We start from the raw sequence: 25700 nt of genomic DNA, 5'->3' as shown, positions 1-25700 counted from the left end.
ATTTCTACTCACCTTTTGTGAAGGCAAGGATATGGTCGATGAATGGTTCGGTCTTTTCGATCTGTGTCCAGTGACCGCACTGGTTGAACAGGTGCAGTTCTGCATTCGGCAGTAATTTCATCAGCTTGTAGCTTGTCGCTTCGAATGGGATGACCTGGTCTTCAAGACCGTGGAAAAGGATGGTTTCCTTTTCAATCTGCTTGATCTCTTCGTCTTCAAGAGACAGCTCGTCCAGTCTTTCCTGCTGGTTGTTGTAGAACATGTTGTGGAAAGCTTCTTTCGATTCCGGCTCCATGCTCGCCTCATATCTCAGCTTGACCAGTTCCTCATTGTTTGCAGCTTCCTGGTTGTAAGAGAACAACTTAATCAGCTCGCGCATATTTTCAATGCTTGGATCATACCCCCATACTTTTTGAAGTCCGGGTGACAGCTCATGTTTTACACCGGCGGGGCCCATCAGGATCAGTTTATTGATCAGGTCAGGCCTTCTTTGGGCGATATGGAGTGCCATGGCACCGCCGAAGGAGTTCCCAACGATATGGACAGGGCCATCCGCCACTTCTTCGATGAAGTTGATCAGGTGATTCACCCATACATCGAGTCCGTACTCGCTCTCTTCGAGTTTCGCGGTCTTGCCGAAACCGATCACGTCCGGTGCAAAGACATGGAATGTCTCGCTCAGGCGTGGTATCACCAGTCTCCAGTTGGCGAATGCAGAAACCCCGGGGCCGGAGCCATGGATCAGGACCATGGTCTCCTTATTGCCGGCGCCTGCTTCAAGGTAGTTTGTTTCAATGCCGTCAACTGTCATCTGTTTTTCTATTTCCTGCAAGTTTGCTTCTTTGACTGCCAAATTCATTACCTCCGAATGTATTAGTTATTAGTGACTTTTATATTACTTGTTGGTGACTTCAGTAACTTCGACTTCCACTTCGACCGGCTGTCTGTCAGGTGTGCCGTAGGCGAGGAAATTTTCAGGCAGGTTGCTGCCGCCGTGCCACAGGATTGCTCTTGCTGCATCTTCGCCTTTCCATTCGACTGTCTTCCAGTCCGGATCGAAGATGAGGTAACCTGTATCGCCAAACAGCTCAACACGGTTGCCGCCCGGCTCGTATACATACATGCAGTATGCCTGGGAAATACCATGTTTGATCGGTGCAACTTCAATGTGATGGCCTGCTTCAACAAGCAGCTCGGACACATCGACCAGGTTCTGCGGCTGGCCGTACCAGTAGCAGATATGGTGAAGACGGCCCTTTTCTCCCAGAGGATCTGCCATGACTGCAACATCATGGACGAGGTTGGTGACACTCAGCCATGCTGCCATGTGGGTATCATCTTCATTTACAATGCGTTCACGTGTTTTGAAACCGAGCGCGTCCTGCATGAATTCAACATTTTTGTCTGCATCACTGGACAGCAGATTGATGTGGTCGATACGTCGTACCGGCACACCGCGGTTCGGGCGCTTCTGTACCCGGTTCAAGAGCTCGGTTTTTTCTTCTTCAGGGCAATCGTAGTACTCAACTTCCCAGAAGATTTCCATTTTGTGGCCGTCAGGCGATTGGAACTGGTATGCAGGACCGTGGCCGATATCACCGTCGACCCATCCGATACCGTAGCCCATTTCTTCGATTGCAGCAGCACGTTTCTCGAGTGCCTCTGCTGATTTCGTCCGGAGTCCAAGGTGGCCGAGACCTGCCTCGTGGTGCTCCGTGATGATCAGTGAGTTATGGTAGTGATCTTCATAAGCACGCATGTAGACGGATTTGTCTTTCCGTTCCACTTCAATCATACCGAGCATTTCTTTGAAGAATGATACTGATTCTTCAAGTTTCGGGCTGTAGATTTCCATATGTGCCAAATGTGCAATATCTAAAATTTCTTCTTTAGTCATGTTCATTTCTCCCTTAATATTAATATAGTTTTATTTTCAGATCAAAAGCTTTACCACATCGGGTGCCCGTCCTGGCCGACGATCGTCTTGCCGTAACCGACCATTGCATCTTCATACAGGTGGGTCGGGTGGCATGAGACGGCGATGATGTCGCGGACGAATCTTTCTGCACCGGATTCCCTGTAAAGTGCGTTTCCGCCGAGTACCGTCAGAAGTCTTGTAGCGATGAGCGGTGCATGTTTTGCGACATAGCCGCGCATTGCGAACAGTTCCTGACGCTCTTCCTCTTCAAGGACACGGACACCTTTTTCAGCGTAGCCCTGCATTCTTGCAAGGTAGTCATCGGCAATCTTCTCAAGCGTGTTGTACTCCATCTTGATTTCGCCGAGTGTTCTCTGTGCACTGCTGTTGTCCTTCTCCTGTGAATTGTTGTTGTATACTCTGACACGGTTCTGTGTCCTTTCAACGAACTCATCGACAAGTCGTTTCAGGCCGCCCACGAGAATCTGTGAGAATCCGGAAAGGAAGTAGGCAATGTAAGGTACGTTGAACAGAAGATAATCTTCTTCATAGTTGCCGTCCGGTGCAGTTGCACCTTCGACGACCCTGCCGAGAGGGAATACGTATTCCGGAGCCACATAGTTTTTATCCAGCTTCACAGCGTTGCTTCCCGTGCCGCGGAGGCCCATCGTATCCCAGTTGTCTATGACTTCGATATCCTCTTTACGGACGATGAACAGGCTCAGTTCAGGTTTGTCGCCGTCCTTCATCTTATGGAATGCACCGAGGGCGATCCAGTCGGACCATAGTACGCCGCTGCAGAAGTTCCACTGACCACTGACCAGGTAGCCTTCGCCGTCATCGGCATCTTCAACTTTACCGACCGGTGCGAAGACGTCCGCCATCAATTCGTTACTGTTGAACATTGCATCACGTGCATCTTTAGGTATGAATGAAGGCCAGGTTTCATGGATGATGACGAAATATGTCGCCCATGCCGCCGATACGCTGTGGTAGGCGACAGTGCGGATGATGTCTCCGAATGTTTCAAAATCCAGGTCCTGTCCGCCGTATGCCTTCGGACGGTGGAGCAGATGGAAGTCTGATTCCTTCAGTTTTTGGATGACTTCCTCAGGGAGCCTCCGGTCTTCATCTGTCTGCATTGCATATTTTTCAGCGAGTTCGCCGATTTCTTTAGCTCTTTTCAGCAGTTCTTCACGACTGACTGCTTTTTGTTTGGTTGTGCTGCTCATAATAAAAATCTCCTTTCCATTTGTAAGCGCTATCACCTAATGGCTTATATCGAAGTATAGAGCAGCTTTGAGATAAAATATACATACGTTTCCTACGAATACTTCAAATATTTTGACATATTTTGTACTAAAAGTTCAGAAAATTAAAAATCCGTCCAGCGATTGAACCCTTGCGGGCGCTGGACGGAACAAATCATTTGGCCGAAATTATTTTATTCTTCTGTTCACCGAGGTCTATGGATGTATCCGGGCTTTTGATGGCGGCACGGATGATATCCCCATCCTTCAGGTACTTGTCGTTACCCGACTGGGACTCGGCAAAGACCTTCACTTTTTCACTTAACGGCGCTGTGATTTTCGTTGCTGCTTCCATATCTTCCTTCATTAAATTCATAGCGACGCCGCCGGGTGTCCCGGTGAGGAGGACATCGCCGGGTGAAAAATCCATCACTCCGGAGAGTTCGGTCAATGTCTCCTCGGGTTTGAACAGCAGTTGGGTTGTATTGGCGGACTGACGGAGTTCATCGTTGACCCATAAGTTCAGTTCCAGATCATGGATTTTCGGGTACTCATCTTCATCAAGGATATAAAGGTAAGGGCCTGCGGGTGCGAAAGTGCGGTAGCTTTTCCCGCGGAGCCACTGGCCTTCCGGCAGCTGGACGTCACGTGCTGAAATATCATTCATGATGACGAGGCCTGCGACATACTGATGGAGATTTTCATTCGTCACATCGACGGGGCTGTTGATTTCACTTCCGATGACGAGGCCGAGTTCGATTTCGTAATCCAGGAAGTTCACGCCTTCCGGGCGGATGACGTCCGAGTCATGGCTGCACAATGCACTGTCCGCTTTCCCGAAAATCAGATTGAACTCGGGACGGGCGGCGGTCATTCCGGATTCCTCGCGGTGGCTTGAATAATTCGCACCCTGGCACGTTAACGTAGATGGCTTTGTTACAGGACTCAACAGTTCGACCTCATTTAAAGGAGATGTTTCCCCCTGGACATCTTCAAGTGCAGCCCTGGCCTGATCAAGGCCTTCCTTTAAAAACCCGCCAAGCGTCGAAGCATCATTATCGATATGAATGACACGGTCCCCGGAGAGCACGCCCCACCTTATATCACTGTTCCCTTTGTATCTCACTATCTGCATTCCCATTTGATGACACTCCCTTTATGTAAATTAGTTCATATTAAACTATTGAAAGCGGAGAGTGTCAAACGGAGGGCATTGCGAAAGCGCTTTAAAAATTAGTATCATTCATACTATTCATCAGCAATGAAAACATGCTATATATGAGGAAAGTGTCTGAATCATTAAATTTTTTATTCTTAAAAAGTAAAAATTTTATTTTGAGAATTGACAAATGAGCTGTGTTGCCTTACACTTCAAATTATAAATGTTAACATTTCAGAAAATTAAGGTAAAGAGCGGAATCTGAAGAAATGGACACTTCGTAAATAGAAGATAATCATATACATGGGGGATGAAGAAATGGAAAAAGTGAAATGTGCAATCATAGGCTCCGGCAACATCGGCAGTGACTTGATGATGAAATTGCTGGATAACGAGTATTTGGAAGTGACGGCGCTGATCGGCATCGATCCTGAATCTGAAGGGTTGAAAAGGGCGGAGAAGCACGGTGTCAAAGCGGTATCGAACGGCATCGACGGACTGGTTGAGAATCCGGATCTTGCAGATATCGTATACGAAGCGACATCGGCAAAAGCGCATCTGCACAACTCGAAAATCTTGAAAGAACTCGGTAAGAAGGCGATCGACCTGACACCGGCGGCAGTCGGTCCGTTCCTGGTGCCTTCCGTCAACTTGAAGGAAGAGGAAATTCCTGAGCTTGATAACGTCAATATGGTGACGTGCGGCGGCCAGGCAACGATCCCGATCGTGAAAGCGGTCTCGGACGTACTTGAAGTGGATTATGCGGAAATCGTCGCATCAATTTCCAGCAGGAGTGCAGGACCGGGAACGAGACAGAACATCGATGAATTCACGGTGACGACTGCGAATGCCTTAAGGGAAGTGGGGGGCGCCAAAGAATCGAAGGCGATCATCACTTTGAACCCTGCCGACCCGCCGATCCTGATGAGGAATACCATTCATCTGAAGACAGCGGGCAACGCAGAAGAGCAGAAGGATGCGATCCTCAAATCACTGGACAACATGGTTGAAACCGTACAGTCCTACGTACCGGGCTACCGCTATAAGGCACAGCCGGTCGTCAAGGATGATATCGTGACCGTGTCCGTTGAAGTTGAGGGCAATGGGGACTTCCTGCCGAACTATGCAGGCAACCTCGACATCATCACTGCGGCTGCAGTTAAAACGGGTGAAGTCATCGCGAAAAGTATGCTTCAGAAGGAGAGAGTATAATGAGCCGTAAAATATTGATCAATGACGTGACTTTAAGGGACGGCATGCATGCCATCCGCCATCAGTATTCAAAAGAACAGATTGCAGAATTGACCCGGGTGATCGACGATTCCGGTGCGGACATCATCGAGGCGACACATGGTGACGGTCTCGGCGGCAGCTCGATCCAGTATGGTTTTTCCAAAGAGAGTGAAGAGACCATCATCAGGACGACGGTTGAGAATGCGAAGAATGCCAAAGTGGCCGTTCTTCTTCTGCCGGGCATCGGTGTGATCGACCACCTCGAACGGGCGCATGAGTGGGGGGCGAGCGTTGCACGTGTGGCGACGCATTGTACGGAAGCGGACGTATCCGAACAGCATATCGGAAAAGCGGCAGAGCTCGGCATGGATACGGTGGGGTTCCTGATGATGTCCCACCGTACATCGCCTGAAAACCTGCTTGAAGAAGCGAAGAAGATGGAATCTTACGGAGCAGGCACGGTATATGCCGTGGATTCTGCAGGTGCATTGACGATGGACGGTGTCAAAGAACGGGTTTCATTATTGAGGAACAACCTGGATCAGAAGACGGAAGTCGGATTCCACGGACACAATAATCTCTCCCTCGCTGTGGCAAACTCGGTGGTGGCGATCGAAGAAGGTGCAAACCGCATCGATTCAAGCCTGGCAGGAATGGGTGCAGGCGCCGGCAATACAGCGACGGAGCAGCTTGTGGCAGTGCTCGACCGGATGGGAATCGACCATAATCTGGATCTGTATAAGACGATGGATGCAGCTGAGAACCTCATGAAACCGATGATGGAGCGCCCGGTGCAGATCGACCGTCTGTCCCTGACCCTCGGTTATACAGGCGTCTACTCGAGTTTCCTCCTGTTCGCCGAGCGTGCAGGCAAGGAGTACGGTGTGGACCCGCGTGACATATTGACGCGCATCGCAGAAATGGGTGCTGTCGGCGGCCAGGAAGACTGGATCGTCGGTGTGGCACAGGAACTTGCTGCAGGTAAATAAAAATGAAAAAGAATGTAAAATCGACTCCGATTTTACATTCTTTTTTTGTTTCAATCAGTGTTGAAATTGCGGCGGTCCGGGTCGTGCTCAGTGAATTCACTGTCCCTGACTTCCTGGGACTTATATTTGTTCCTTATTGCGCGGTCATCCCTCAAATCTTCATCTTTCAAAGCGTTGCCGCCGTCGCTGGACGTCTCGATATCATCGCGGTTCACTGTGTCATCATAGCCGTATGTTGAAACGTCGACCCTCTCTGCTGTCTCATTGGTCACATACTCCTCGAACGGCTCCTCATCGACGACACGGGCATCCCTTTCGATATCTTCATCACGGATGATCTCCTCATTGTCCTGATTTTCACCCACATAAGCGCCGGCACGCATCGTACCTTCAAAATCTTTATCCTGTTTATCTTCTGAATCCTCACCGTATGTCTGATCGGCTTCCACTTCAGTGATCCGTGCATCTGACCCGGTGGCACGTGCAGCATTGTCTCCGTCGCCTCCCGCACGCATCGTGCCTTCATAATCTTCATCTTGTTTATCTCCTGAGCCTTCACCGTACGTCTGATCCGCTTCCACTTCAGTGAGCCTTGCATCTGACCCGGCGGCACGTGCAGCCTCGTCTCCATCACCCCCGGCGCCGACGACATATATCTCATTCGGCTTCAGCCTTTTTGTTCTGCCGGAGTCATCGGAATCATGACTGTAGCCGCTCACGTCTTTATCCTGGCGTGTGCTGCCGTCCGAATTCGTACCTGGCTGATTGCTGATGCCGCGCTCATCCACATTCACTTCCTCATCACGCACATCACCGCGCTCGTTCACATTCGAAGGATCGATATCGCGCTGTTCTGTATCATGTTCAATATCCCTTGCGAGCCCTTCTTCCACAGACTGGTTTTCTCCCGTGAGTCCGAGATGGCCGTGTCCTTTTGCATCTGCACTTAATGTGGACCCGCCGACTGCACCTGTACTTGAAACGGCCTCTTTCCTGTCCGTGCCTGGCAGACCCGGATCATCTTCTTCCGAAGTATATTCCGCATCGTGGGCCTTGCCGCCGACTGCATTATCATCGCTTTGATTGTTTTTCTCAGCTGTTTCATCTTCCTCCACGTTCTCTGTGGAAGCACCCTGGGCCTCTTCACTGACGAATAATAAAATATCACCGGCCTGCAGGGCGGTGAGATACTCCTGCTGATTTTCCCCGCTCAGACCAAAATCAGCCATCGCGCGCTCCTCAGGTGCTTCTGAAGTGAAAAATGAAACGAATTTGTCCCACGCTGTGCCATCTGCACTTTTAAAATTGACGTTGGTGTAGTTTAAAGATGTGCCTTCCAGTTTTTCCTTTGAAAAGACGGTGATGTCATCGTCATTGACACCGTCTGCACGCAGCTGCTCGATTCTTCCAATGAGTTCCTGTTCACTTTTGAACTGTTCGATTTTGCTCATCAAAATCCCTCCACCTATGAATAAAATTATTTGATAATTGGAAATGCCATGTACTTCCAAGATACCCTTTCACCATGAGGATAAAACGATGAAGCTTTCAGCAGCGGATACAAAGAAATCTCCCTGAAAACTTTCAGGGAGATTTCTCACTTCATGAATGATTAGAATCTATCTTTGTCTCTATCATTGTCACGGTCACGGCCGAGTGTCGCATCATCCTCGCGGATATCCACTTCTTCACGGCGCACATCCTCTTCGACGTGCTCGGTATCAGTGACTTTATTTTTCTTGACGACGACTTCTTCATCGACGACGTTGTCTTTTGATACATTCACTTTTTCTTCGTGGACAGGGACGTCAATCGATTCATCGCCACGCGTCGTGTCATCGAATGAACCGCCTTCCCTTCTTTCACCGGCCACCGGACGGCGTTCAATTTCCACTTCTTCCCTCTCGACAGGGACATCGACTTCCTGGCGCTCGGTTTCAACATGTTTGTCCACATGAACTTCACCGGTCTGCACATTCTCTTTGTCGACATTCAGGCGTTCTTCATGGAGTTCCAGTGTCTCTTCCTCGCTTCTGCCTGCTGTCCTGCCGGCAGCTCCAGTTCCGGTGCCCGTAACATCATCTCCAGGCATCGTGCCTTCACCCTGCCTGGCGTTGTCAGTGGTGTTCGGAGAATCCGGCCGGTTGCCTTCGGCAGTGTTTGGCGAAGGTTTCAAAGCTTCATTCTCTTTCAGGCCTGCACCGTCACTTAAAGTACCTTCATTCTGGGCAACGGCGTCACCATCCCCAGGATCCGGCACCCGGTCACCTTTGCTGGTTGAAGCGACGCCTGATTCCGTCGTCTCATGTGTACCGGCAGCTGCGCCAGTGCCCATTTCTGATGCCGGCGCTGTAGCGTCCTCCACATAGAGGAGTATATCTCCAGCCTGCATGGCATTGATATATTCCTGCTGCTCCGATTCACTTAAATTCAAGTCTTTCATCACACGCTCTTCGGGTTCTTCTGATGTGAAGAATGCAGCGAATTTATCCCATGCAGAACCTTCTGCATCTTTGAAATTGACATCAGTATAATTTAAAGATGTATTTTCCAAAGAGTCTTGTGAGAATACCGTGATTTCATCATCGCGCACCCCTTCGGCACGCAGTTGTTCGATTCTTCCAACGAGTTCCTGTTCACTTTTGAACTTTTCAATCTTGCTCATTCAGTACCCCTCCAGGCATAATAATATTTTCTCAATAAGTGATTCCATACTTAAATTGATCTATAGAAAAGATACCCTTTCATGAAAATCTTAAACAGTAATGAAAATAATTGTTGACAAAACGGGGCGGCGATATATATTTGAATTATTATAATAAGGGGGAAATGTATTGACGACAATAGGGGACAGAATCAGGCGTGAACGTATAAGGCAGGGGATTTCACAGAAGAAGTTGAGCATGGGGATATGTTCACAATCCAGCCTCTCCAGGCTGGAAAACAACGATTTGAGCCTTTCGATGAGGAAAGTGAATCAGATTTTGGAAAGATTGGGCTGGTCATTCATTGATTTGGGGACAAATGAAGGAACGATCAAGGGGGATACGTTCCTGAAGGAACTGGATGAAGCGAGGCATCACGACGATTACAACGGCATGGAGACCATTTTAAGCAACCATAATAAAGTTAAGGCAGCCGGGGAAAAATCCATAATTTATATGAAGTGGCATCATGGTCTGGTGGCTTTCCATAAAAAGGACTACGCAGAATCCGAGAAGCAGCTCCGGTATGCAATTTACATAGCCGAAAAATATAAATTCAGGAGTTATCTCCCCGAGCTTTATATGGCGATGGGGGCCACCAGAGATTTCCTTGGCGAGCCGCCAGTGAAATATTATACGGGTGCATATAAAATTTACAGGGAGCTGAGTCTCACCGACTTCAGGCTGGAGACGAAAATCCTGTATCATCTCATCGTCTGCCACAGCAAGGAAGGGCAGCATCATCAGGTGATTTTGAAATGCAAGAAAGCGATTAAAATATTGAGCGGAAACTTCTCTACATACATGATTTGTGAGATTTATGGTTTATGGCTGAAAGCTCTGGCGTGCTTGAATGAAAAAGAGAATTATACCGATTTGAAATACCGGACACATATCATTTTTGAACAGCACAGTTGTTTGGAAATGTGGGAAAAATTAGAAAATTATCCAGCTGTGAATAATTAAAGTCATCCTATTCCAATGTATGTAACTCTCATTTATTATTTATATTAATAAAGGGGGGTTCACTAATCATGAACAAAGAAAACAAGCTTTTCTCAAAAAAGTTTACCGCAAAATTGATGAAGGCAAGGCTGGAATTTAAAAAAACATACTATAATTTGCAGGACCTTGAGTTTTAGATGAGGATGGAAGATAAGCCGCTCAGTCGCAAGGAAGAACGCCTGCTCGTCTATCTTTTATTGATGGAACGGCGCGACCGGTACAATAAGGGCAGTGAGAGTTACAGGAATTATGAATATTACATCGACATCGTGATCAATGGCATCGAAGGTAAATATGATGAGATATTTGAACAGATCCATCATATGGACGAGGGGATTTCGAAAAAAGTGAGTGAAGAAGTTGAGATCATTTTAAGGATGTATCACTGCATCGAAACTTCATTCGAGTTTTTAAGCCACTCCGATCAGCAGTATTTAAGGAAGAAGTATATTATAGATTTTGCAGGATTCAGGAGTGATGTCAAAGGGGAACATAAATATTTGAGCTATTATAGATTCCTGAAGAAACATGAACAGAAGAAGCTGCCGCGGGTTATTGAAAACCCGGATATAGATATTGAAACATACCGCAAAATGCTGCTTAAATTCAAGGACTTCGACATACCGAAAGTCGGGATTCCGACATACATAACGAAGCAGCAGCTGATCGAACTCTTTTCAGTACAGGATGACAACAGAGGACTTCAGAGGTCCGGAAACAACCAGCGCCCGCATCATTTATGATGCGGGCGTTTTCATTATGGTGACTCGGCGCCGGCATCCGGTGTGCGTCCGGCATCTTTTTCCCTGGCATACTTATCTTCATCCGTATAATAGAGGAAAAATTCCCCGTCCTGGACCCTCTCCAGGTATTCCACCGATGTCGCATCACTCAGCTCGATCCTCTGCATGAAGTTCTTTGCCGGTTCGTTGGCAGAGAATATCGACTTCAAGCCTTCCCCCTGGGAAAAATATGGATGGAAATTGATATCCGTATATTTGATCCACTGCATTTCATCCGGGTCCGCCTCTTCAATGGCGAGCACATGAAAATCCGATTCGTAATAGCCCTCTGCTTTCAAAAGTTCGATCTCTTCAAGTAATTCATCTCTGTTGGGAAAAAACTCATAATAATTCATATCGATGCCTCCGGTCATTTAAGTGTCTTATCATTTTCATACCCATAATCAAGAAATGTTATTCAATGTGGTGTCTGCATCGGTGCCTCCGTGAAAAAGGGAGAGGACTTTTCCTGAAAATGAAACTTATGCATATCCATAATTTTAAATTCGTGTTTTAATTGAAGTGAAGTCATTGTGTCAATTTACACTGGTGTTGGAAGAGGATGATATACAATAAGGAAGGTGAAGTCATGTCGCTTAACACAGGTCGGTTTACGACGATACAGGAAGAGGGCGTCACTGTTTTCATCATTGGCATGCGGATCAATAAATGGCGGGCAATCAAGGACTGGGTGCCGGTCATGATGGCATTCCCGGATATGATCAAAGAGCTTGAAGCGAACAAGCATCTCGGCTACATGAACGGTGAGACATTCATCACCGGAAGGACGATCATATCGGTGCAGTACTGGAAGTCTGAAGCGGAGCTGCTCGGGTATGCAAAAAATGAAAAGCATCTGAAAGCATGGAAGCAATTCAACAGGAAAGCACGGGAAGCGGGAAACAAAGTCGGGCTTTATCATGAGACCCACATCATCGAGCCGGGCCGGACTGAGGCGGTATATATCAATATGCCGGACTTTGCCCTTGGAAAAACATTGGGGACCAGGCCGATCACCAAAGAGATGCACACAGCGAAAATGAGGCTGGACAGGAAAGGTAAGAACAGCTCATAAGATCGCACAGCAGCATAAAGCAGATAATTATGTTACTATCATGTACAATAATATTGTATGTTGTCGTTGTTTTTGTTATCATAAGTAATTATTTATTTCATATAATCACAATAATATGGATTGTGAGTTTCTAGGGTTTTCCTTAAAAAAACCTACTATGAGATAACAATTAATCGAATACTTTAATTGTTCTTCGTCATATTCATTTATTGGAGGTTATCATCAAATTTTGGAGGCAAATAATATGTGGGAAAGAAAGTTTGAAAAAGAAGGTTTGACGTTTGATGATGTATTGCTGCTCCCTGCGCATTCAGAAGTGCTGCCGAAAGATGTTGATCTATCCGTACAACTGTCACCGCAAATCAAGTTGAACATCCCTGTACTGAGTGCAGGCATGGACACTGTCACAGAGTCGGCTATGGCTATTGCGGTTGCGCGGCAGGGCGGACTCGGCGTGATTCATAAGAACATGTCGATCGAAGCACAGGCGGAGGAAGTGGAAAAAGTCAAACGTTCTGAAAATGGTGTAATAAAAAACCCATTCTTCCTGACCAGGGAGGAGCAGGTCTTTGCGGCTGAGCATCTGATGGGCAAATACCGGATTTCCGGTGTGCCGATCGTGAACAACCCTGAAGAGAAGAAGCTCATCGGCATCATCACGAACCGCGACCTGCGCTTTATTGAAGACTATTCGATGACGATTGACGAAGTGATGACGAAAGATAATCTGGTGACCGGCAAAGTGGGCACGACGCTTGAGGAAGCAAGCCGCATCCTGCAGGAACACCGCATAGAAAAACTGCCGCTTGTGGATGATGATGGTGTACTTCAGGGGCTGATCACGATTAAAGATATCGAGAAAGTGATCGAATTCCCCAATTCCGCAAAAGATGAGCAGGGGCGCCTGCTTGTCGCAGCTGCGATCGGTGTCGCCAAAGAGACTGAAAAGCGTGCTGAAGAACTCGTCAAAGCGGGTGCCGATGCACTTGTCATCGACACTGCACACGGCCACTCCCAGGGTGTGCTGGATGCGATAAAGGACATCAGGGACAAACATCAGGACATCACCCTGATTGCAGGCAACGTTGCCACTTCAGAAGGCACTGCAGCATTGTTCGATGCAGGCGTGGATGTCGTGAAAGTCGGCATCGGACCGGGCTCGATCTGTACGACGCGTGTTGTCACAGGCGTCGGTGTCCCTCAGATCACTGCAGTTTACGATGCAGCGACTGAAGCGAGGAAACGGGGCAAGGCGATCATCGCGGACGGCGGGATCAAATTGTCCGGTGACATCACGAAAGCACTCGCTGCAGGTGGACATGCAATCATGCTCGGCAGCCTGCTTGCAGGCACGACCGAATCCCCGGGCGAAGTTGAAATGTTCCAGGGCCGCCGCTATAAGACATACCGCGGCATGGGTTCGATGGGCGCAATGGACCAGGGTTCGAAAGACCGTTACTTCCAGGAGGACAAGGAGTCCAAAAAGTATGTTCCGGAAGGCATCGAAGGCCGTACCGAGTATAAGGGGCCGGTCGAGGATACAATCTACCAGCTGATGGGCGGACTGAAGTCGGGCATGGGTTATACAGGAAGTGCAGATCTTGAAGCATTACGTGAAAACTCCCAGTTTGTAAGAATCACGGGTGCAAGTTTAGTGGAAAGTCATCCGCATAACATCCAGATCACTAAAGAAGCACCGAATTACACTACCTAGACAGGAGTTTTTTATAAATGGATATGGCAAAAGAACAGGAACTTATTTTAGTAATAGATTTCGGAAGCCAGTTCAACCAGCTGATCACGCGGAGGATCCGTGACCTCGGCGTATACAGTGAACTGCACAATCCGAGCATTTCAATCGAAGAAATCAAAGAACTCAACCCGAAAGGCATCATCCTCTCCGGCGGTCCGAAGAGCGTCTACAACGACGATGCCTACAAAGTGGACCCGGAAGTCTTCAACCTGGGCGTCCCGGTCCTCGGCATCTGCTACGGCATGCAGCTGATGGTCGACACCCTCGGCGGTGAAGTCGTATCTTCCCCGGGCAGGGAGTTCGGTGCAACGGACCTCACCCTGGATCCGTCAGAAGAGATATTCAAAGGGCTGAACACAAATGAAATCATGCTCATGAGCCACAGCGATAAAGTGACCCGGATACCGGAAGGCTTCCGTAAAATCGCACACACTGAACACTGTGAGTATGCAGCGATCGGGCATGATGAGAAGCCGTTGTACGGCGTGCAGTTCCACCCGGAATCCAAACATTCCCTGAACGGCGATGCTTTCCTTGAGAACTTCATCCGTAACATTTCCGCCTGCACCGGCGAATGGACGATGGAGAACTTCATCGACATTGAAGTCGAGAAGATCCGCGAGCAGGTCGGCGACCGCAAAGTCCTCTGTGCGATGAGCGGCGGTGTGGATTCATCCGTCACTGCAGTGCTTTTACACAAAGCGATCGGTGATCAGCTGACATGCATATTCGTCGACCACGGCCTACTGCGTAAAGGCGAGGGCGACCTGGTGATGGAACAGTTTGGTGAAGGCTTCAATATGAACATCATTAAAATCGATGCCAAAGACCGTTTCATGAATAAGCTCAAAGGTGTTTCAGACCCTGAGCAGAAGCGGAAGATCATCGGCAATGAATTCATCTATGTATTCAATGATGAAGCGGCGAAGCTGACTGAAGTGGATTTCCTTGCCCAGGGTACGCTGTACACCGATATCATCGAGTCCGGCACCGAAACCGCGACGACGATCAAATCCCATCATAACGTCGGCGGACTGCCTGAAGATATGGAGTTTGAACTCATCGAGCCGCTGAACACTTTATTCAAGGATGAAGTGCGTCTGCTCGGCATCGAACTCGGCATTGCAGAACACCTCGTATGGAGGCAGCCGTTCCCGGGACCGGGACTCGGCATCAGGATACTGGGTGAAATCACCGAGGAAAAACTTGAAATCGTAAGGGAAAGCGACTGGATCCTGCGGGATGAAATCAGGAAAGCAGGCCTCGAGCGTGAAATCTGGCAGTACTTCACAGTGCTCCCGGACATTCGGTCCGTCGGCGTCATGGGCGATTACCGGACGTATGACTATACGATCGGCATCCGGGCCGTGACCAGTGTCGACGGCATGACCAGCGAATTCGCGAGGATCGACTGGGAAGTGCTGAACAAGATTTCGAAGCGGATCGTGAATGAATCCAAACACGTCAACAGAGTCGTGTATGATATAACGAACAAACCACCGGCGACGATCGAGTGGGAATAATTAAAATGGGGAAAGTTATTTACTGTTCAAGACTCATTGAAATTAACTGATGAACATTGATCACCGCCCGTTGCAATAACCATTATGGTTTATCGTGACGGGCTTTTTCTTTTGATATGAGAGGATCGGCCTTGCCCCGGTAATATGATCATCATCTTTGTGAAGCGTCTAATGGAGATGTATACTTGAAAATGAAGAGGAATATTAAAAGGATTAAGCGAAAATATATTTTAAGAGATTACGATTGAGAGGAGAATTCAATTGAAGGCGATCATAACAGAAGCATATGGCGGTGTAGAAGAGTTCAAGACAGCCGAGCTGGAGACACCGGGGGTGGCAGGAAATGAAGTGCTTGTGGAGGTTCATGCAGTAGCTGTGAACCGGATGGATGTGAAAGTGCGTGCCGGGGATTTCAAGAAGGTGATACCTTTATCATTCCCCATTATTTTTGGCTGGGATATTTCAGGGACTGTAAAAGAAGTGGGCGAACTTGTTGAAAAATTCAAAGCCGGAGATGAAGTGGTCGGCAAAGCAGAACTTAAAAAGCCGGGTGGATTTGCGGAATACATCGTAATGGAAGATAAACTTCTTGTGAGCAAGCCCGATAATGTTTCTTTTGAAGAAGCGGCTGCGGTACCGCTGACAAGTATGACAGCCTGGCAGATGCTTAAGGATAAGGCGGAAATCGAAGCTGGAGAGAAGGTCTTCATCCATGCAGGTTCAGGCGGTGTCGGCAGCTTCGCGATCCAGCTTGCCAAATATTTTGGCGCAGAAGTCACAACGACCACAAGCGGGAAAAATGTAGAGTTCGTAAAAGACCTGGGTGCAGATACGGTGATCAATTATTGGGAAGAAGATTTTTCTGAACGTAAAAGGGAGTTCGACGTCGTGCTGGACACACTCGGCGGAGAGATACAGGAAAAAAGCTACGATGTCCTGAAGCCGGGCGGCAGACTGGTATCCATTGCAGGAAAGCCGGATAAAGAATTGGCTGAAGAGAAGGGCGTGACTGCAATGTACCTGAATTCCTCCACCAAAGTCGATCAACTGGAAAAGATTATGGGACTGGTCTCGGAAGGAAAAGTGAAGCCGGCCGTCGGTCAAATATTCCCCTTCAGTGTTGAAGGTGTGCAGGAAGCACATAAACTGAGTGAATCCGGACATGCAAAAGGTAAAATTATCGTAAAGATCAAATGAACAAAATAGAATATCAAAACAATGAAAACCACCCGCAGACCGTGAAATCTGCGGGTGGCTTAATATTTGGCAAATAAATCATATCCGCGTCTTCTGTTGTGCATCCATCATTAAAGAATCATCATTTGATTATATATTCATCTAAAATAGACCGGTGCCTCGCATTTTGAGGAGTGTCCGGACGATATATTTCCTGCCGGACTCGTCTTCGTTAAAGCTTTTCTCATCGAAGATATAACCCCTTTCTTTAAAGAAGGTATGCCATTTACCGTCCTCTTTATAATAATGGAAACCTTCGGATGAGAAATCTTTCGTAAAAGAATCACTTTGCAGGAGGCCGTGTGCCGATGTATATTCATATATCTCTTCAAAACTTACGGTGAAAACTTCAGAGTAACTATTGTACCTCATGTCTTCAACACCTAAAACTTCACAGGAAAAGCCGAATGGATCTCCGTGCAGCAGCACTTCTATTTGGGTCTCTTTTTTAATCAAAACCTTCAGCTCCATAAAAATCAATTTCATATCACCTGCCATTAAATACAGGATTGTGAGCGAGCCTGGCTGCCATCTCCACGCTGTGCTTGAACATCACTGCATCGGCTGCACCGTGGGTGATGACGACGGGTGCTTTGATTCCCAGGATGAAGCCGCCGCCGATGTCTTCATTGGTGTAGCGTTTAATGCTGGTCTCTACAGCTTCTGCAAGCACCTTTTCAGCATTTTCATCCAAGTGTCCATCTTTTTTAACATTCCTTAACAGATCATTTAACAAAATTTCTGCAGCACCTTCCACACTTTTCAGCATGATGTTCCCTGTGAATCCGTCAGTGAGGATGATGTCATGTGTACCGTTCAAAAGAACGGATGGCTCGACGTTGCCGGTGAAGTTCAATTCATTTTCCGCGGCAAGCAGCTGGAAGGCTTCTTTCGTGAAGGCATTGCCTTTGGAAGGCTCCGACCCGATATTAAGCAGACCGACCCGTGGATTCCGGATATTGAGGAGCTGCTCGGCCATTCTGCTCCCAAGCCTCGCATATTCCACAAGGTGCTCCGTTTTCGCCGCGATATTTGCGCCTGAGTCGATCAGCATGTAGTAGGGGGAAGCCTCTGAAACCGTCGGCAGGACCGACACTGCTGCCGGGCGTTTGATCTCCGGATCTGCTCCTATCAAAAAAAGACCCCCGGCGTAAATGGCGCCGCTGCTGCCGGCGGAGACGAAGGCATCCGCTTCTCTTTCCGCCACAGCTCTAAGTCCCTTAACAATCGTGGAACCCTTTTTTCTGCGTACAGCGCGCAGCGGGTCATCATCATCGGTAATGACCTCGTCTGCTGCAATGATTTCCATCCGATTGGGATCCGCAAAGTCTGGCAGTGCTTCTTCAACCTGCTTAGGCTCTCCGAACAAAAGGCACTCAAGTTCCGGGTTCTCCTGCATCGCAAGAGAGGCGCCATAGACCGTTATCCCGGGACCATGGTCACCACCCATGGCGTCGACTGCAATCTTCACCATCTATTCCACCTCGCACTTGGGCATCAATCCGAACGACAATGCATTTCTGCCCAGGTGTGAACAGAATGCTGTGCCGATCAGGCGTATATCGATCTTATGCTCAGGCAGCACTTCCTGGATGGCTTCTTTCAGTTTAAGGGCTTTATCTTCAGAAAGTGTATGGCCTATACCGATTTGGATTTTATGATTCGGGTACTGCTCCTGATATCCGGCCGCAAGTTCCGCGAGATTTTTATTCCGCTGTTTATTTGTACGGTAAGTTTCTGTAAGGACCGGCGTATCGCCCGATATGTACTCAAGGACGGGGAGGGTCTTGAAAGAATTGTTCTCCAGCTCACTCAAAGCTTTGCCCCTGCCGCCTTTGATCAGGTTGTCATGTTTTTCGACAGCGATGAAGAAGCGGCTCTGTTCATTCAGCCATGCTGCCGTTTCTTTAATCTCTTCAACCGATTTTCCGGCGTCGATCATAATGGTGATCTGTTTTATCAGCTGCTCCATATTGACGGACAACCCGACCGCATCAAAGTTGATGATGTTCAGCTGATCTGTATATTCCTGGCCGACGGCATGGGCGGTCTGGAATGTGCCGCTGACACTCGAACTTAAATAAACACCGAAGACGGTATCGTAGCCCGCATTGATGATTCTTTCGAAGGCATCATGATAATCCTGGATGCCGGGTTGTGCGGTCTTCGGCTGCGGCGTCCCTTCCTGCATCCATTCATCGAAAAATTCCTCGAGGTGCGTTTCCCCGGTCGACTCGGTGATCACTTCATCATTTGGAAGTACGACGGTGAAGTCGACCTGATATAAATCTTTCCTGTCTTTTAAAGGTGAAGCGAGATAAGCTGAGCTGTCGTATAATATTGCTGCTTTCATAAATCATTCCTCCTGATGTTTTGCATGTCAGCCGTTCCACCGCTTGATCAGCAGTGAGCTGTTGTGGCCGCCGAAACCCATTGAGTTGGATAAGGCATATTCAATCGGCTGTTCCCTTCCCGTTAAAGGCACATAATCAAGGTCGCACTCCGGATCAGGGTTTTGAAGGTTCAATGTCGGCGGGATGAATCCCTCCCTCAATGCCTGTATGCAGACGATCGCTTCGGTGCTGCCCGCGGCCCCGAACATGTGGCCGAAGTAGCTTTTTGTGCTTGAAACAGGTGTGCTGTAAGCTGAATCTCCCAAAGCATATTTGATTGCCGCTGTTTCACTCGAGTCATTTGCCGGTGTGCTTGTGCCGTGTGCATTGATGTAAGATACCGCTTCAGCGGGGATGCCGCCCATGCGCATTGCCTTCTTCATGGCAGTGCCTGCAGCACTTCCGTCAGGAAGCGGGGCGGTGACGTGATGCGCATCTGTGGTTGCGCCGTAGCCGGTGATTTCTGCATATATTTCCGCCCCTCTGGCCTGGGCGGATTCCAGTGACTCAATCATCAATATGCCGGCACCTTCAGCAGGAACGAAGCCGTCACGTTCCTTGTCGAATGGTCGGGAGGCTCTATCCGGGTCGGACTGTGCCGACATGGCCTTCAGGACGGAGAACCCGCTGAATGTCGAGTCATTCAAAGTCGCCTCGGCGCCACCGGCAAGACAGGCAGTCAACTGGCCCTGGCTGATCTTCATGAAAGCTTCCCCGATTGAATGGCTGCCGCTTGCACAGGCAGAAGAGACGGACATCGAATCACCTTTCAGCCCGAATCGCATGGCGATGTTTGCAGCTGCCATGTTCACAGGCGTCTTGATATGGAAAAGGGGCTCCACTTTATTCGGGCCTTTTTCCTGCATTCTTATGACATTATCCTGCATGGCCATATACCCTCCACTGCCGGAACCCACGATGACGCCCACATCAAATGCATTCTCACTGTTTATTTTGAAGCCGCTCATTATAAATGCCTCGTCTGCAGCGGCGACCGCATATTGTGCATAGAGATCCATCCTCTTGGATTCCCGCTTATCCATCACTGATGCTGGAGCAAAGTTCTTCACTTCTGCAGCCATCGATGTCCTGTAATCATCCGGGTTCACTTTAGTCGCAAGCCCGATGCCGTGTCTGTATGTACGGATATTCTTCCACATTTCTTCAAGGTTGTTTCCGATTGGAGTGACTGCGCCCATCCCGGTTACCACAACTCGAACCATCTGATCATTCCTTCAATCTTCATTGTATGTATATTAAAAAATTCTTCACTTTTTCATTGTAACACTCGTAAATGAGAGACTAAAGCGGGGAGCATTCATGAGGAAGCTGGTTGAAACAGAAATGAAAAAGACATGCTGCAGGTGATTACTGCAGCATGTCCTATTTTGATTATGAAATTAATTCAATTCATTATATGTCTTAATGCCCTACGGGTGCATACGACCAGATCCAGCAAATACCGTCGAACATGAAGTGGTACTCATAACCGTCATGGATGAAATAGTGCTCGTAAGGATGCGCATTCAACGGGCCTGAATTCAATGTTTCAGGTTCATGCATCGCAAGATAAGCCAGGTTGTCATATGAAATATCAGCATTTATTGGATGAATCTCATCATGCCATACTTTGTCACCGTGATGGTCGTAATAGTAGTCATCGTCATAATAATGATTATCCGGGTAATCATAATAGTAAGGGTAGTCATAGTAATTCAGGTCGTGGTCATAGGGATAGTCAAAATAATCATAGCCGTGATGACCATCATACCAGCCATCGTTGTAACCGTAGTAATAGCCGTCATACCAGCCATCTTCATAACCATAATAATAATCATCGTAATAGTAGCCGTAATCCTGCTCATCATAATAATGGCCGCCATAGTAACCATAGCCGTAATAACCGTCATACCATCCAGCATCGTAACCAGCGTAATAGCCGTCGTACCATCCGTCATCGTAACCGATGGAATAATCATCATAGTAGTGGCCGTAACCGGCGTCATACCAGCCGTCGTCGTAACCAGCGTAATAGCCGTCGTACCAGCCGTCATCGTAACCCATTTCGTAGTCGGTGTAACCGTAGTAATGGTCGTCATAATATCCGTCGTCATGTCCTGACATCTGCATTTCTTCTCTTTGCCATATCATCGCAACAGCTTCATTGAATGCAACCTGGGACAAATTGCCTAAATCCTTGTCATAAGCCAGCTGGTTGATTTCATCCTGGGATGCCTGGGACATCCACGTTGGATCAAAATCGGTATTCGCCCAGCCGTCACCGTCGGGATCCGTATCAGCAGGGAGTACTTCTCCCCAGACCGTCTTCGCGCCTTCTACATCGTTCGCTTGTGCCGTGTCATCCAACCCTGTAACCATAAGCGCGAGTGCAGCAAAAAGTGTGACCAGCCAAAATCCTTTCTTCATCAGGGCAGTCTCCTCTCAAGAAAAGGGTATATTCACACTAATGATACCATGAAAACATTGAATTTTTAAAATATTTTTTAAGGAATTATAAGATATTGATAGGCGATGAAGGAGGGACAGGTGAATTCGATGGAACCAAATCATTTTTACTTCAATTGAACCACGGACGGGTCAGAAATTTCTCCGTATAGAACGGCTGGTTGTGCTCATTGAAGGCGACACCGACGCCGAGTTCTTCAAATCTTTTGTGCAGTATGTTCTCACGGTGCCCTTCGGAATTCATCAGCCCGTGATGGGCGAAGATACTGCTGGGCTGGCCGGCGGCGAGGTTTTCACCCGCTGTGCTGAATGAAATACCGTCTTCCTCCACCCGGTCGAACGGGGACTGCCCCTCCTGGTTCTGGTGGCTGAAATAATTGTTCTCGGCCATATCCGCACTGTGGTTCCTTGCGGTGATGCTCACTTCTTCATGCCATTCGAGAACCGGCAGCTCATGTTTCACCCGTGCGGCGTTGGTCAGGTCGAATAACTGGTATTCCAGGCCCTCACCCAATGATTCACCGGCGGACCCAAAGAGTCCGTCCTTCGAATCTTCCAGCGATTCATCGATCAGCTGGATAGCGGTCACCTGATCTTCCTGGTGGACATCATAGAAGATGGTGGTGTGCACACCCTCCAACAGGTACAGGTCATATGCACTTTCTTCATCGAGTTGATAAATATGATAACCGCTTTGAATCATTTCCTCGGGTTCGCCCAATATACTGTTCACTGTCTCCTGCGGGACCCCGAGCGATATGTCGGACCGGGAAGAAATCAGGTCATGATTGGTATATAAACCGCGTACCGTATCCTCCTCATCATATGCGACCATCATGAAGTTCTGATAATTTTCATGGTAGGCGGACCACTCCACGCCATATTCATTTATACTCTCACGTTCCGGTGCACCGTACATTTCCTCGACGGCTTCCCGTGGATCACCAAGCTCGATATTCCCGACGGAAAAGAACTGCTCATCCGGGGCTGAGAGTTCCGGGAGCATGGTTTCTTCATCACTGGTTTCACCTTCGGGGTCCGTGATGGAGGAGATGAGCGAGGCAGCCCGCTGCTGCATGGCATCGAAGTCGATGCCTTCAACCACGCCCGTGGTGAAGTCACCTGCGGTATCGAAAGCTTTCGAAAGCTGCTCCGGCATGACCTGCCGCACAGGTTCTTCCCAATATGGTTTTGTGAAAACAGCTCCCGCTATAAGCAGGAGTACAAGAAATAAACGTCTTATAATAGCAACCACCATCTTTCATATATAAAAAATAAACCAACTGCATTTCATGAAGGATGAGAAACACAGTTGATTTATGAACCGGAAATCAGAGATCCGCTTTTATGCTGTATTTAATTTTACTTCATTGATATTACCAATCTCAAGTGAAGAGGACCGGAATGAGCGGGTGTCATGCGAGGGGCGGGTGTGCCTTAAGCTTTTGATATGGTACAGTGACATTAAAGCAAAAAAAGAATGAAGTATTCAAGGAGATATATGATGGAAAGAAGAGGCGGCTTTTGGATCAGGCTGGGTGCCAGGATAGTGGACGGGCTGTTGATGGGTGCTGTGGTGTACCTGCTCATAATCCTGTTCACCCTCGACACGCAGAGTGCAGCAGTACAGGCTGGGGAAAGCCTTTTGATGAACCTTTATTTTGTGCTGGTCCCTGTGCTCTGGGCCGGGCATACAGTCGGGAAATGGCTGCTGGGCATCCGCATTGTACGTGATGACGGCAGTGAAGTGAATCTTCTCACCATGGTGATACGTGAATTTCTCGTCGGGCTGCTGTATGGTGTCACACTCGGTATCGGTGTGATTGTTTCAGCATTCATGATCGCTTTACGTGAAGATAAGAAATCGATACATGACCTGATCGCTAAAACGAAAGTGGTCTATGGAAGGGCATAGATGCGCAGTGCCCGGTTTATATTGTGGAGATGAGTCCTTTCCTCCCCGGCTGCGGTCCGGGGAGGGAATTTTTATTCAGTCTTGGAAAAAGCCCGGGCAGATGGCTGAACTTATAATATCAACGTTTGTTCTGATAATGCGAAGGGAATATATGTATTATCTACATAATGAAAATTGAGGGGTGTGCAGGATGTCATGGCTTCCATTCGATAATCTTTCCAATCATATAAGCGGCTATCTTTTATTGGATATTCTCCTCATATCCCTTTTCGTCGTCAATATCATATTCGCCATCGGCCTGATCTTCCTTGAAAGGCGGCGCAGCCCGCAGAGTTTGTGGGCATGGCTCCTGATTCTACTCTTCATCCCTATAGTGGGATTCGTATTATACATGCTCTTCGGCCGGACGATCTACAGGCAGAACCTCTTCCAGATGGATGAAGAGGAGCAGGCAAGACTTGAAAGTATCGTCGATGGTCAATTGGAGAAAATGCAGGACCGGGGAGGCGAATTCCCAAACGCAGTCACTGAAAAGCACAAAGCCTTCATCCATATGATGCTGAAAAGCCACCTGACCTTCCTGACGGACAATAACAGTGTGGAAACCTTCACCAACGGCCGGGAGAAATTCGACCATCTTCTGGAAGATATCAGGAATGCCGAAGACCATATCCACCTTCAGTATTACATATTCAAGATGGATGTCATTGGACGCGAAATTTATGATGCGCTTGTCGAAAAGCAAAAAGAGGGCGTTGCAGTAAAGGTCCTCTATGATGATCTCGGCTCAAGAAGTCTAGGCAACCGCCACTTCAAAGAACTGAGGAAAGCGGGCGGTGAAGTTGCGGCCTTCTTCCCGAGTGTCCTGCCGCTCATCAACCCCCGCCTCAACAACAGGAACCACCGGAAGCTCGTCATCATCGACGGTATCACCGGATATATCGGCGGCTTCAATGTGGGTGATGAATATGTGGGCTTCGATAAACATAAGGGTAAATGGCATGAAGCCAAGCTTCCGCCACGCCGCGACACACATTTGAGGATTGATGGTGATGCCGTCAAACTGCTCCAGCTCAGATTCATGCTTGACTGGAACTCCCACAATAAACGCAGCAACTTAAGATGGGAAGAGCATTTCTTCCCGTCGGTCGAGTACGATGGCGATGTGGCCATGCAGATCGCTTCCAGCGGTCCCGATGAAGAATTCCAGCAGGTTAAGAACGGCTATTTCGATATGATCAACAGCGCCAAAGAAACACTTTATATACAGACGCCTTATTTCATCCCGGATCAATCCATATATGAAGCGATCAAGTCAGCAATCTTAAGGGGCGTCAAAGTCCATCTGATGATACCGGATCACCCCGACCATCCATTCGTCTACTGGGCGACTTATGCCAATGCCGGCGAACTCGTCGACCTGGGAGCGGAAGTCTATATATATGAAACGGGCTTTATGCATGCCAAGACGATAATGATAGATGATGAGATGGTCAGCATAGGGACCACCAACTTCGATGTGAGGAGCTTCTATCTGAATTTCGAGGTCAATGCATTCATCTTCGATGAAGAAGAAGCGGTGCGTCAGCGACGTACATTCGAGGAAGACATCAAATCGAGCACATTGCTGACGAAGGAGAAATATGACGCGAGAAGCAACTGGATCAAGCTGAAGGAAGTAATGGCGAATCTGATTTCACCGATTTTATAATAAAAATTTAACAGACACACCGCAGGATTTTTTCCTGCGGTGTGTCTTTTTAGCTGGCTTTGAAATAAATATCTATAATAAACACTGCTTCAGGCGGATCGACCACCATTACTTCTTATAATAATAAAGATTCAAGCTAGTAATCATTTCAAGAAACTGAAAAACTATCAGGAGTCGATTCATTTATGAAGTTCTGCTCACCAGACCGGACTTCTGGAATGTCACCATTTCAGAATAGTTTTCCCAGGAGAAGATCAGTAAATATTAACAATAATTTTAAGAGGCCTGCCGGAGGAATCCAGCAGGTTTTTTGTCATTCTATAAATGCGTGCAGGTCCTGTCTTTTAAGGCAAAGACCTGATTTCACCCCAGTGATAAAGTATATTGTAATAATTTTTTACAAATAATAGTTTACTATTACTCTTTAATATTAAAAAGACATTTTATATAATTGAAAATTCGAAAATTTGTGTCTTTTATTTTGAAAAGGTAAACGCTTTCATATACAATGATGGTAAGAAAGCTGGGTTACTGATATTAGAAAAAGATATAAATATTGTAAGCCAGCTCAATTTATTTAGGGGGAT

23 protein-coding genes and 1 riboswitch are annotated in these 25700 nt (G+C 47.7%); of the genes, 10 read left to right on the top strand and 13 right to left on the bottom strand.

Annotation, left to right across the window (positions count from 1 at the left end):
* Nucleotides 1-4: 4 nt before the first annotated feature.
* The 4 genes from CRN96_RS09970 to CRN96_RS09955 all read right to left on the bottom strand — a co-directional run bounded on the left by CRN96_RS09970 (nucleotide 5) and on the right by CRN96_RS09955 (nucleotide 4309).
* Complete coding sequence (locus CRN96_RS09970) at nucleotides 5-811, bottom strand: alpha/beta fold hydrolase (RefSeq protein ID WP_097042016.1); 807 nt, start codon at nucleotides 809-811, stop codon at nucleotides 5-7.
* 84 nt (nucleotides 812-895) lie between these two features.
* Complete coding sequence (locus tag CRN96_RS09965) at nucleotides 896-1897, bottom strand: catechol 2,3-dioxygenase (protein WP_097041719.1); 1002 nt, start codon at nucleotides 1895-1897, stop codon at nucleotides 896-898.
* Between the two features lie 50 nt (nucleotides 1898-1947).
* Complete coding sequence (locus CRN96_RS09960; protein WP_097041717.1) at nucleotides 1948-3150, bottom strand: acyl-CoA dehydrogenase family protein; 1203 nt, start codon at nucleotides 3148-3150, stop codon at nucleotides 1948-1950.
* Between the two features lie 193 nt (nucleotides 3151-3343).
* Entirely contained in the window at nucleotides 3344-4309 is a 966-nt protein-coding gene (locus tag CRN96_RS09955; protein ID WP_097041715.1) for a fumarylacetoacetate hydrolase family protein, read from the bottom strand.
* 336 nt (nucleotides 4310-4645) lie between these two features.
* On the opposite strand from CRN96_RS09955, the gene CRN96_RS09950 reads away from it, so the two are divergent.
* Together CRN96_RS09950 and dmpG are read left to right on the top strand one after the other, a co-directional pair.
* Nucleotides 4646-5539, top strand: coding sequence for an acetaldehyde dehydrogenase (acetylating) (locus CRN96_RS09950; protein ID WP_097041713.1), 894 nt, complete (start codon nucleotides 4646-4648; stop codon nucleotides 5537-5539).
* On the top strand, nucleotides 5539-6549 hold the full coding sequence (gene dmpG / locus CRN96_RS09945; protein WP_097041711.1) for a 4-hydroxy-2-oxovalerate aldolase: 1011 nt from the start codon (nucleotides 5539-5541) through the stop codon (nucleotides 6547-6549). Before CRN96_RS09950 ends, dmpG begins: the two co-directional genes overlap by 1 nt.
* A 50-nt stretch (nucleotides 6550-6599) precedes the next feature.
* Here dmpG and CRN96_RS09940 read toward each other — a convergent pair whose 3' ends face one another.
* Together CRN96_RS09940 and CRN96_RS09935 are read right to left on the bottom strand one after the other, a co-directional pair.
* Entirely contained in the window at nucleotides 6600-8000 is a 1401-nt protein-coding gene (locus CRN96_RS09940) for a general stress protein (protein ID WP_097041709.1), read from the bottom strand.
* Nucleotides 8001-8161: 161 nt separating this feature from the next.
* The gene (locus CRN96_RS09935; RefSeq protein ID WP_097041707.1) at nucleotides 8162-9214 is read right to left on the bottom strand and encodes a DUF2382 domain-containing protein; all 1053 of its coding nucleotides are present in this window, start codon (nucleotides 9212-9214) and stop codon (nucleotides 8162-8164) included.
* A 169-nt stretch (nucleotides 9215-9383) separates the two neighbouring features.
* On the opposite strand from CRN96_RS09935, the gene CRN96_RS09930 reads away from it, so the two are divergent.
* Nucleotides 9384-10220 (top strand): helix-turn-helix domain-containing protein, encoded by an 837-nt coding sequence (locus CRN96_RS09930; protein ID WP_097041705.1) that lies wholly within the window; start codon nucleotides 9384-9386, stop codon nucleotides 10218-10220.
* 176 nt (nucleotides 10221-10396) lie between these two features.
* Nucleotides 10397-11002, top strand: coding sequence for a YfbU family protein (locus CRN96_RS09925; RefSeq protein WP_097041703.1), 606 nt, complete (start codon nucleotides 10397-10399; stop codon nucleotides 11000-11002).
* A gap of 14 nt (nucleotides 11003-11016) precedes the next feature.
* On the opposite strand, the gene CRN96_RS09920 is transcribed toward CRN96_RS09925, so the two are convergent.
* Nucleotides 11017-11397 carry a general stress protein gene (locus tag CRN96_RS09920; protein ID WP_179647173.1) on the bottom strand — a complete coding sequence of 127 codons (381 nt, stop codon included), beginning with the start codon at nucleotides 11395-11397 and terminating at the stop codon, nucleotides 11017-11019.
* A gap of 233 nt (nucleotides 11398-11630) precedes the next feature.
* On the opposite strand from CRN96_RS09920, the gene CRN96_RS09915 reads away from it, so the two are divergent.
* From CRN96_RS09915 to CRN96_RS09900, 4 genes are all read left to right on the top strand, one after another.
* A complete protein-coding gene (locus CRN96_RS09915) occupies nucleotides 11631-12116 on the top strand; it encodes a DUF4188 domain-containing protein (RefSeq protein ID WP_097042013.1) in 486 nt (161 codons plus the stop codon).
* Nucleotides 12117-12193: 77 nt separating this feature from the next.
* A riboswitch (purine riboswitch) is annotated at nucleotides 12194-12294 on the top strand.
* Nucleotides 12295-12360: 66 nt separating this feature from the next.
* Nucleotides 12361-13830: an IMP dehydrogenase gene (gene guaB / locus CRN96_RS09910; protein WP_097041699.1), complete on the top strand. Its 1470-nt coding sequence runs from the start codon at nucleotides 12361-12363 to the stop codon at nucleotides 13828-13830.
* Nucleotides 13831-13847: 17 nt separating this feature from the next.
* Complete coding sequence (gene guaA / locus CRN96_RS09905; RefSeq protein WP_097041697.1) at nucleotides 13848-15392, top strand: glutamine-hydrolyzing GMP synthase; 1545 nt, start codon at nucleotides 13848-13850, stop codon at nucleotides 15390-15392.
* 261 nt (nucleotides 15393-15653) lie between these two features.
* On the top strand, nucleotides 15654-16589 hold the full coding sequence (locus CRN96_RS09900) for an NADP-dependent oxidoreductase (RefSeq protein WP_097041695.1): 936 nt from the start codon (nucleotides 15654-15656) through the stop codon (nucleotides 16587-16589).
* 141 nt (nucleotides 16590-16730) lie between these two features.
* On the opposite strand, the gene CRN96_RS09895 is transcribed toward CRN96_RS09900, so the two are convergent.
* The 6 genes from CRN96_RS09895 to CRN96_RS09870 all read right to left on the bottom strand — a co-directional run bounded on the left by CRN96_RS09895 (nucleotide 16731) and on the right by CRN96_RS09870 (nucleotide 22658).
* Complete coding sequence (locus tag CRN96_RS09895; protein ID WP_143544311.1) at nucleotides 16731-17114, bottom strand: hypothetical protein; 384 nt, start codon at nucleotides 17112-17114, stop codon at nucleotides 16731-16733.
* 1 nt (nucleotide 17115) lies between these two features.
* Entirely contained in the window at nucleotides 17116-18102 is a 987-nt protein-coding gene (gene plsX, locus CRN96_RS09890; RefSeq protein WP_097041690.1) for a phosphate acyltransferase PlsX, read from the bottom strand.
* A complete protein-coding gene (locus CRN96_RS09885) occupies nucleotides 18103-18981 on the bottom strand; it encodes a DegV family protein (RefSeq protein ID WP_097041688.1) in 879 nt (292 codons plus the stop codon). It abuts the gene before it with no gap.
* 27 nt (nucleotides 18982-19008) lie between these two features.
* Nucleotides 19009-20244 carry a beta-ketoacyl-ACP synthase II gene (fabF, locus tag CRN96_RS09880; protein ID WP_097041686.1) on the bottom strand — a complete coding sequence of 412 codons (1236 nt, stop codon included), beginning with the start codon at nucleotides 20242-20244 and terminating at the stop codon, nucleotides 19009-19011.
* A 199-nt stretch (nucleotides 20245-20443) separates the two neighbouring features.
* Nucleotides 20444-21448, bottom strand: a complete 1005-nt coding sequence (locus CRN96_RS09875) for a hypothetical protein (protein WP_097041684.1) — start codon at nucleotides 21446-21448, stop codon at nucleotides 20444-20446.
* 151 nt (nucleotides 21449-21599) lie between these two features.
* Complete coding sequence (locus tag CRN96_RS09870; protein ID WP_245844631.1) at nucleotides 21600-22658, bottom strand: CAP domain-containing protein; 1059 nt, start codon at nucleotides 22656-22658, stop codon at nucleotides 21600-21602.
* Between the two features lie 333 nt (nucleotides 22659-22991).
* Here CRN96_RS09870 and CRN96_RS09865 point away from each other — a divergent pair, with 333 nt between their 5' ends.
* Together CRN96_RS09865 and cls are read left to right on the top strand one after the other, a co-directional pair.
* The gene (locus tag CRN96_RS09865; protein WP_245844629.1) at nucleotides 22992-23402 is read left to right on the top strand and encodes an RDD family protein; all 411 of its coding nucleotides are present in this window, start codon (nucleotides 22992-22994) and stop codon (nucleotides 23400-23402) included.
* Nucleotides 23403-23592: 190 nt separating this feature from the next.
* On the top strand, nucleotides 23593-25113 hold the full coding sequence (cls, locus tag CRN96_RS09860; protein ID WP_097041678.1) for a cardiolipin synthase: 1521 nt from the start codon (nucleotides 23593-23595) through the stop codon (nucleotides 25111-25113).
* The last annotated feature ends 587 nt before the right edge of the window (nucleotides 25114-25700 follow it).

The organism is Salinicoccus kekensis, from assembly GCF_900220995.1.
Taxonomy (GTDB): domain Bacteria; phylum Bacillota; class Bacilli; order Staphylococcales; family Salinicoccaceae; genus Lacicoccus; species Lacicoccus kekensis.
This window is presented reverse-complemented; position numbering and strand designations above follow the sequence as displayed.

Bases quoted from the DNA above. Each gene is read 5' to 3' on its own strand.
- guaB (WP_097041699.1), top strand. From the start codon at position 12,361: ATGTGGGAAAGAAAGTTTGAAAAAGAAGGTTTGACGTTTGATGATGTA.
- CRN96_RS09915 (WP_097042013.1), top strand. From the start codon at position 11,631: ATGTCGCTTAACACAGGTCGGTTTACGACGATACAGGAAGAGGGCGTC.
- CRN96_RS09955 (WP_097041715.1), bottom strand. From the start codon at position 4,309: ATGGGAATGCAGATAGTGAGATACAAAGGGAACAGTGATATAAGGTGG.
- CRN96_RS09950 (WP_097041713.1), top strand. From the start codon at position 4,646: ATGGAAAAAGTGAAATGTGCAATCATAGGCTCCGGCAACATCGGCAGT.
- CRN96_RS09960 (WP_097041717.1), bottom strand. From the start codon at position 3,150: ATGAGCAGCACAACCAAACAAAAAGCAGTCAGTCGTGAAGAACTGCTG.
- CRN96_RS09935 (WP_097041707.1), bottom strand. From the start codon at position 9,214: ATGAGCAAGATTGAAAAGTTCAAAAGTGAACAGGAACTCGTTGGAAGA.
- plsX (WP_097041690.1), bottom strand. From the start codon at position 18,102: ATGGTGAAGATTGCAGTCGACGCCATGGGTGGTGACCATGGTCCCGGG.
- CRN96_RS09970 (WP_097042016.1), bottom strand. From the start codon at position 811: ATGACAGTTGACGGCATTGAAACAAACTACCTTGAAGCAGGCGCCGGC.
- CRN96_RS09885 (WP_097041688.1), bottom strand. From the start codon at position 18,981: ATGAAAGCAGCAATATTATACGACAGCTCAGCTTATCTCGCTTCACCT.
- cls (WP_097041678.1), top strand. From the start codon at position 23,593: ATGTCATGGCTTCCATTCGATAATCTTTCCAATCATATAAGCGGCTAT.
- guaA (WP_097041697.1), top strand. From the start codon at position 13,848: ATGGATATGGCAAAAGAACAGGAACTTATTTTAGTAATAGATTTCGGA.
- dmpG (WP_097041711.1), top strand. From the start codon at position 5,539: ATGAGCCGTAAAATATTGATCAATGACGTGACTTTAAGGGACGGCATG.
- CRN96_RS09895 (WP_143544311.1), bottom strand. From the start codon at position 17,114: ATGAAATTGATTTTTATGGAGCTGAAGGTTTTGATTAAAAAAGAGACC.
- CRN96_RS09875 (WP_097041684.1), bottom strand. From the start codon at position 21,448: ATGAAGAAAGGATTTTGGCTGGTCACACTTTTTGCTGCACTCGCGCTT.
- CRN96_RS09965 (WP_097041719.1), bottom strand. From the start codon at position 1,897: ATGACTAAAGAAGAAATTTTAGATATTGCACATTTGGCACATATGGAA.
- CRN96_RS09920 (WP_179647173.1), bottom strand. From the start codon at position 11,397: ATGAATTATTATGAGTTTTTTCCCAACAGAGATGAATTACTTGAAGAG.
- fabF (WP_097041686.1), bottom strand. From the start codon at position 20,244: ATGGTTCGAGTTGTGGTAACCGGGATGGGCGCAGTCACTCCAATCGGA.
- CRN96_RS09865 (WP_245844629.1), top strand. From the start codon at position 22,992: ATGGAAAGAAGAGGCGGCTTTTGGATCAGGCTGGGTGCCAGGATAGTG.
- CRN96_RS09925 (WP_097041703.1), top strand. From the start codon at position 10,397: ATGAGGATGGAAGATAAGCCGCTCAGTCGCAAGGAAGAACGCCTGCTC.
- CRN96_RS09940 (WP_097041709.1), bottom strand. From the start codon at position 8,000: ATGAGCAAAATCGAACAGTTCAAAAGTGAACAGGAACTCATTGGAAGA.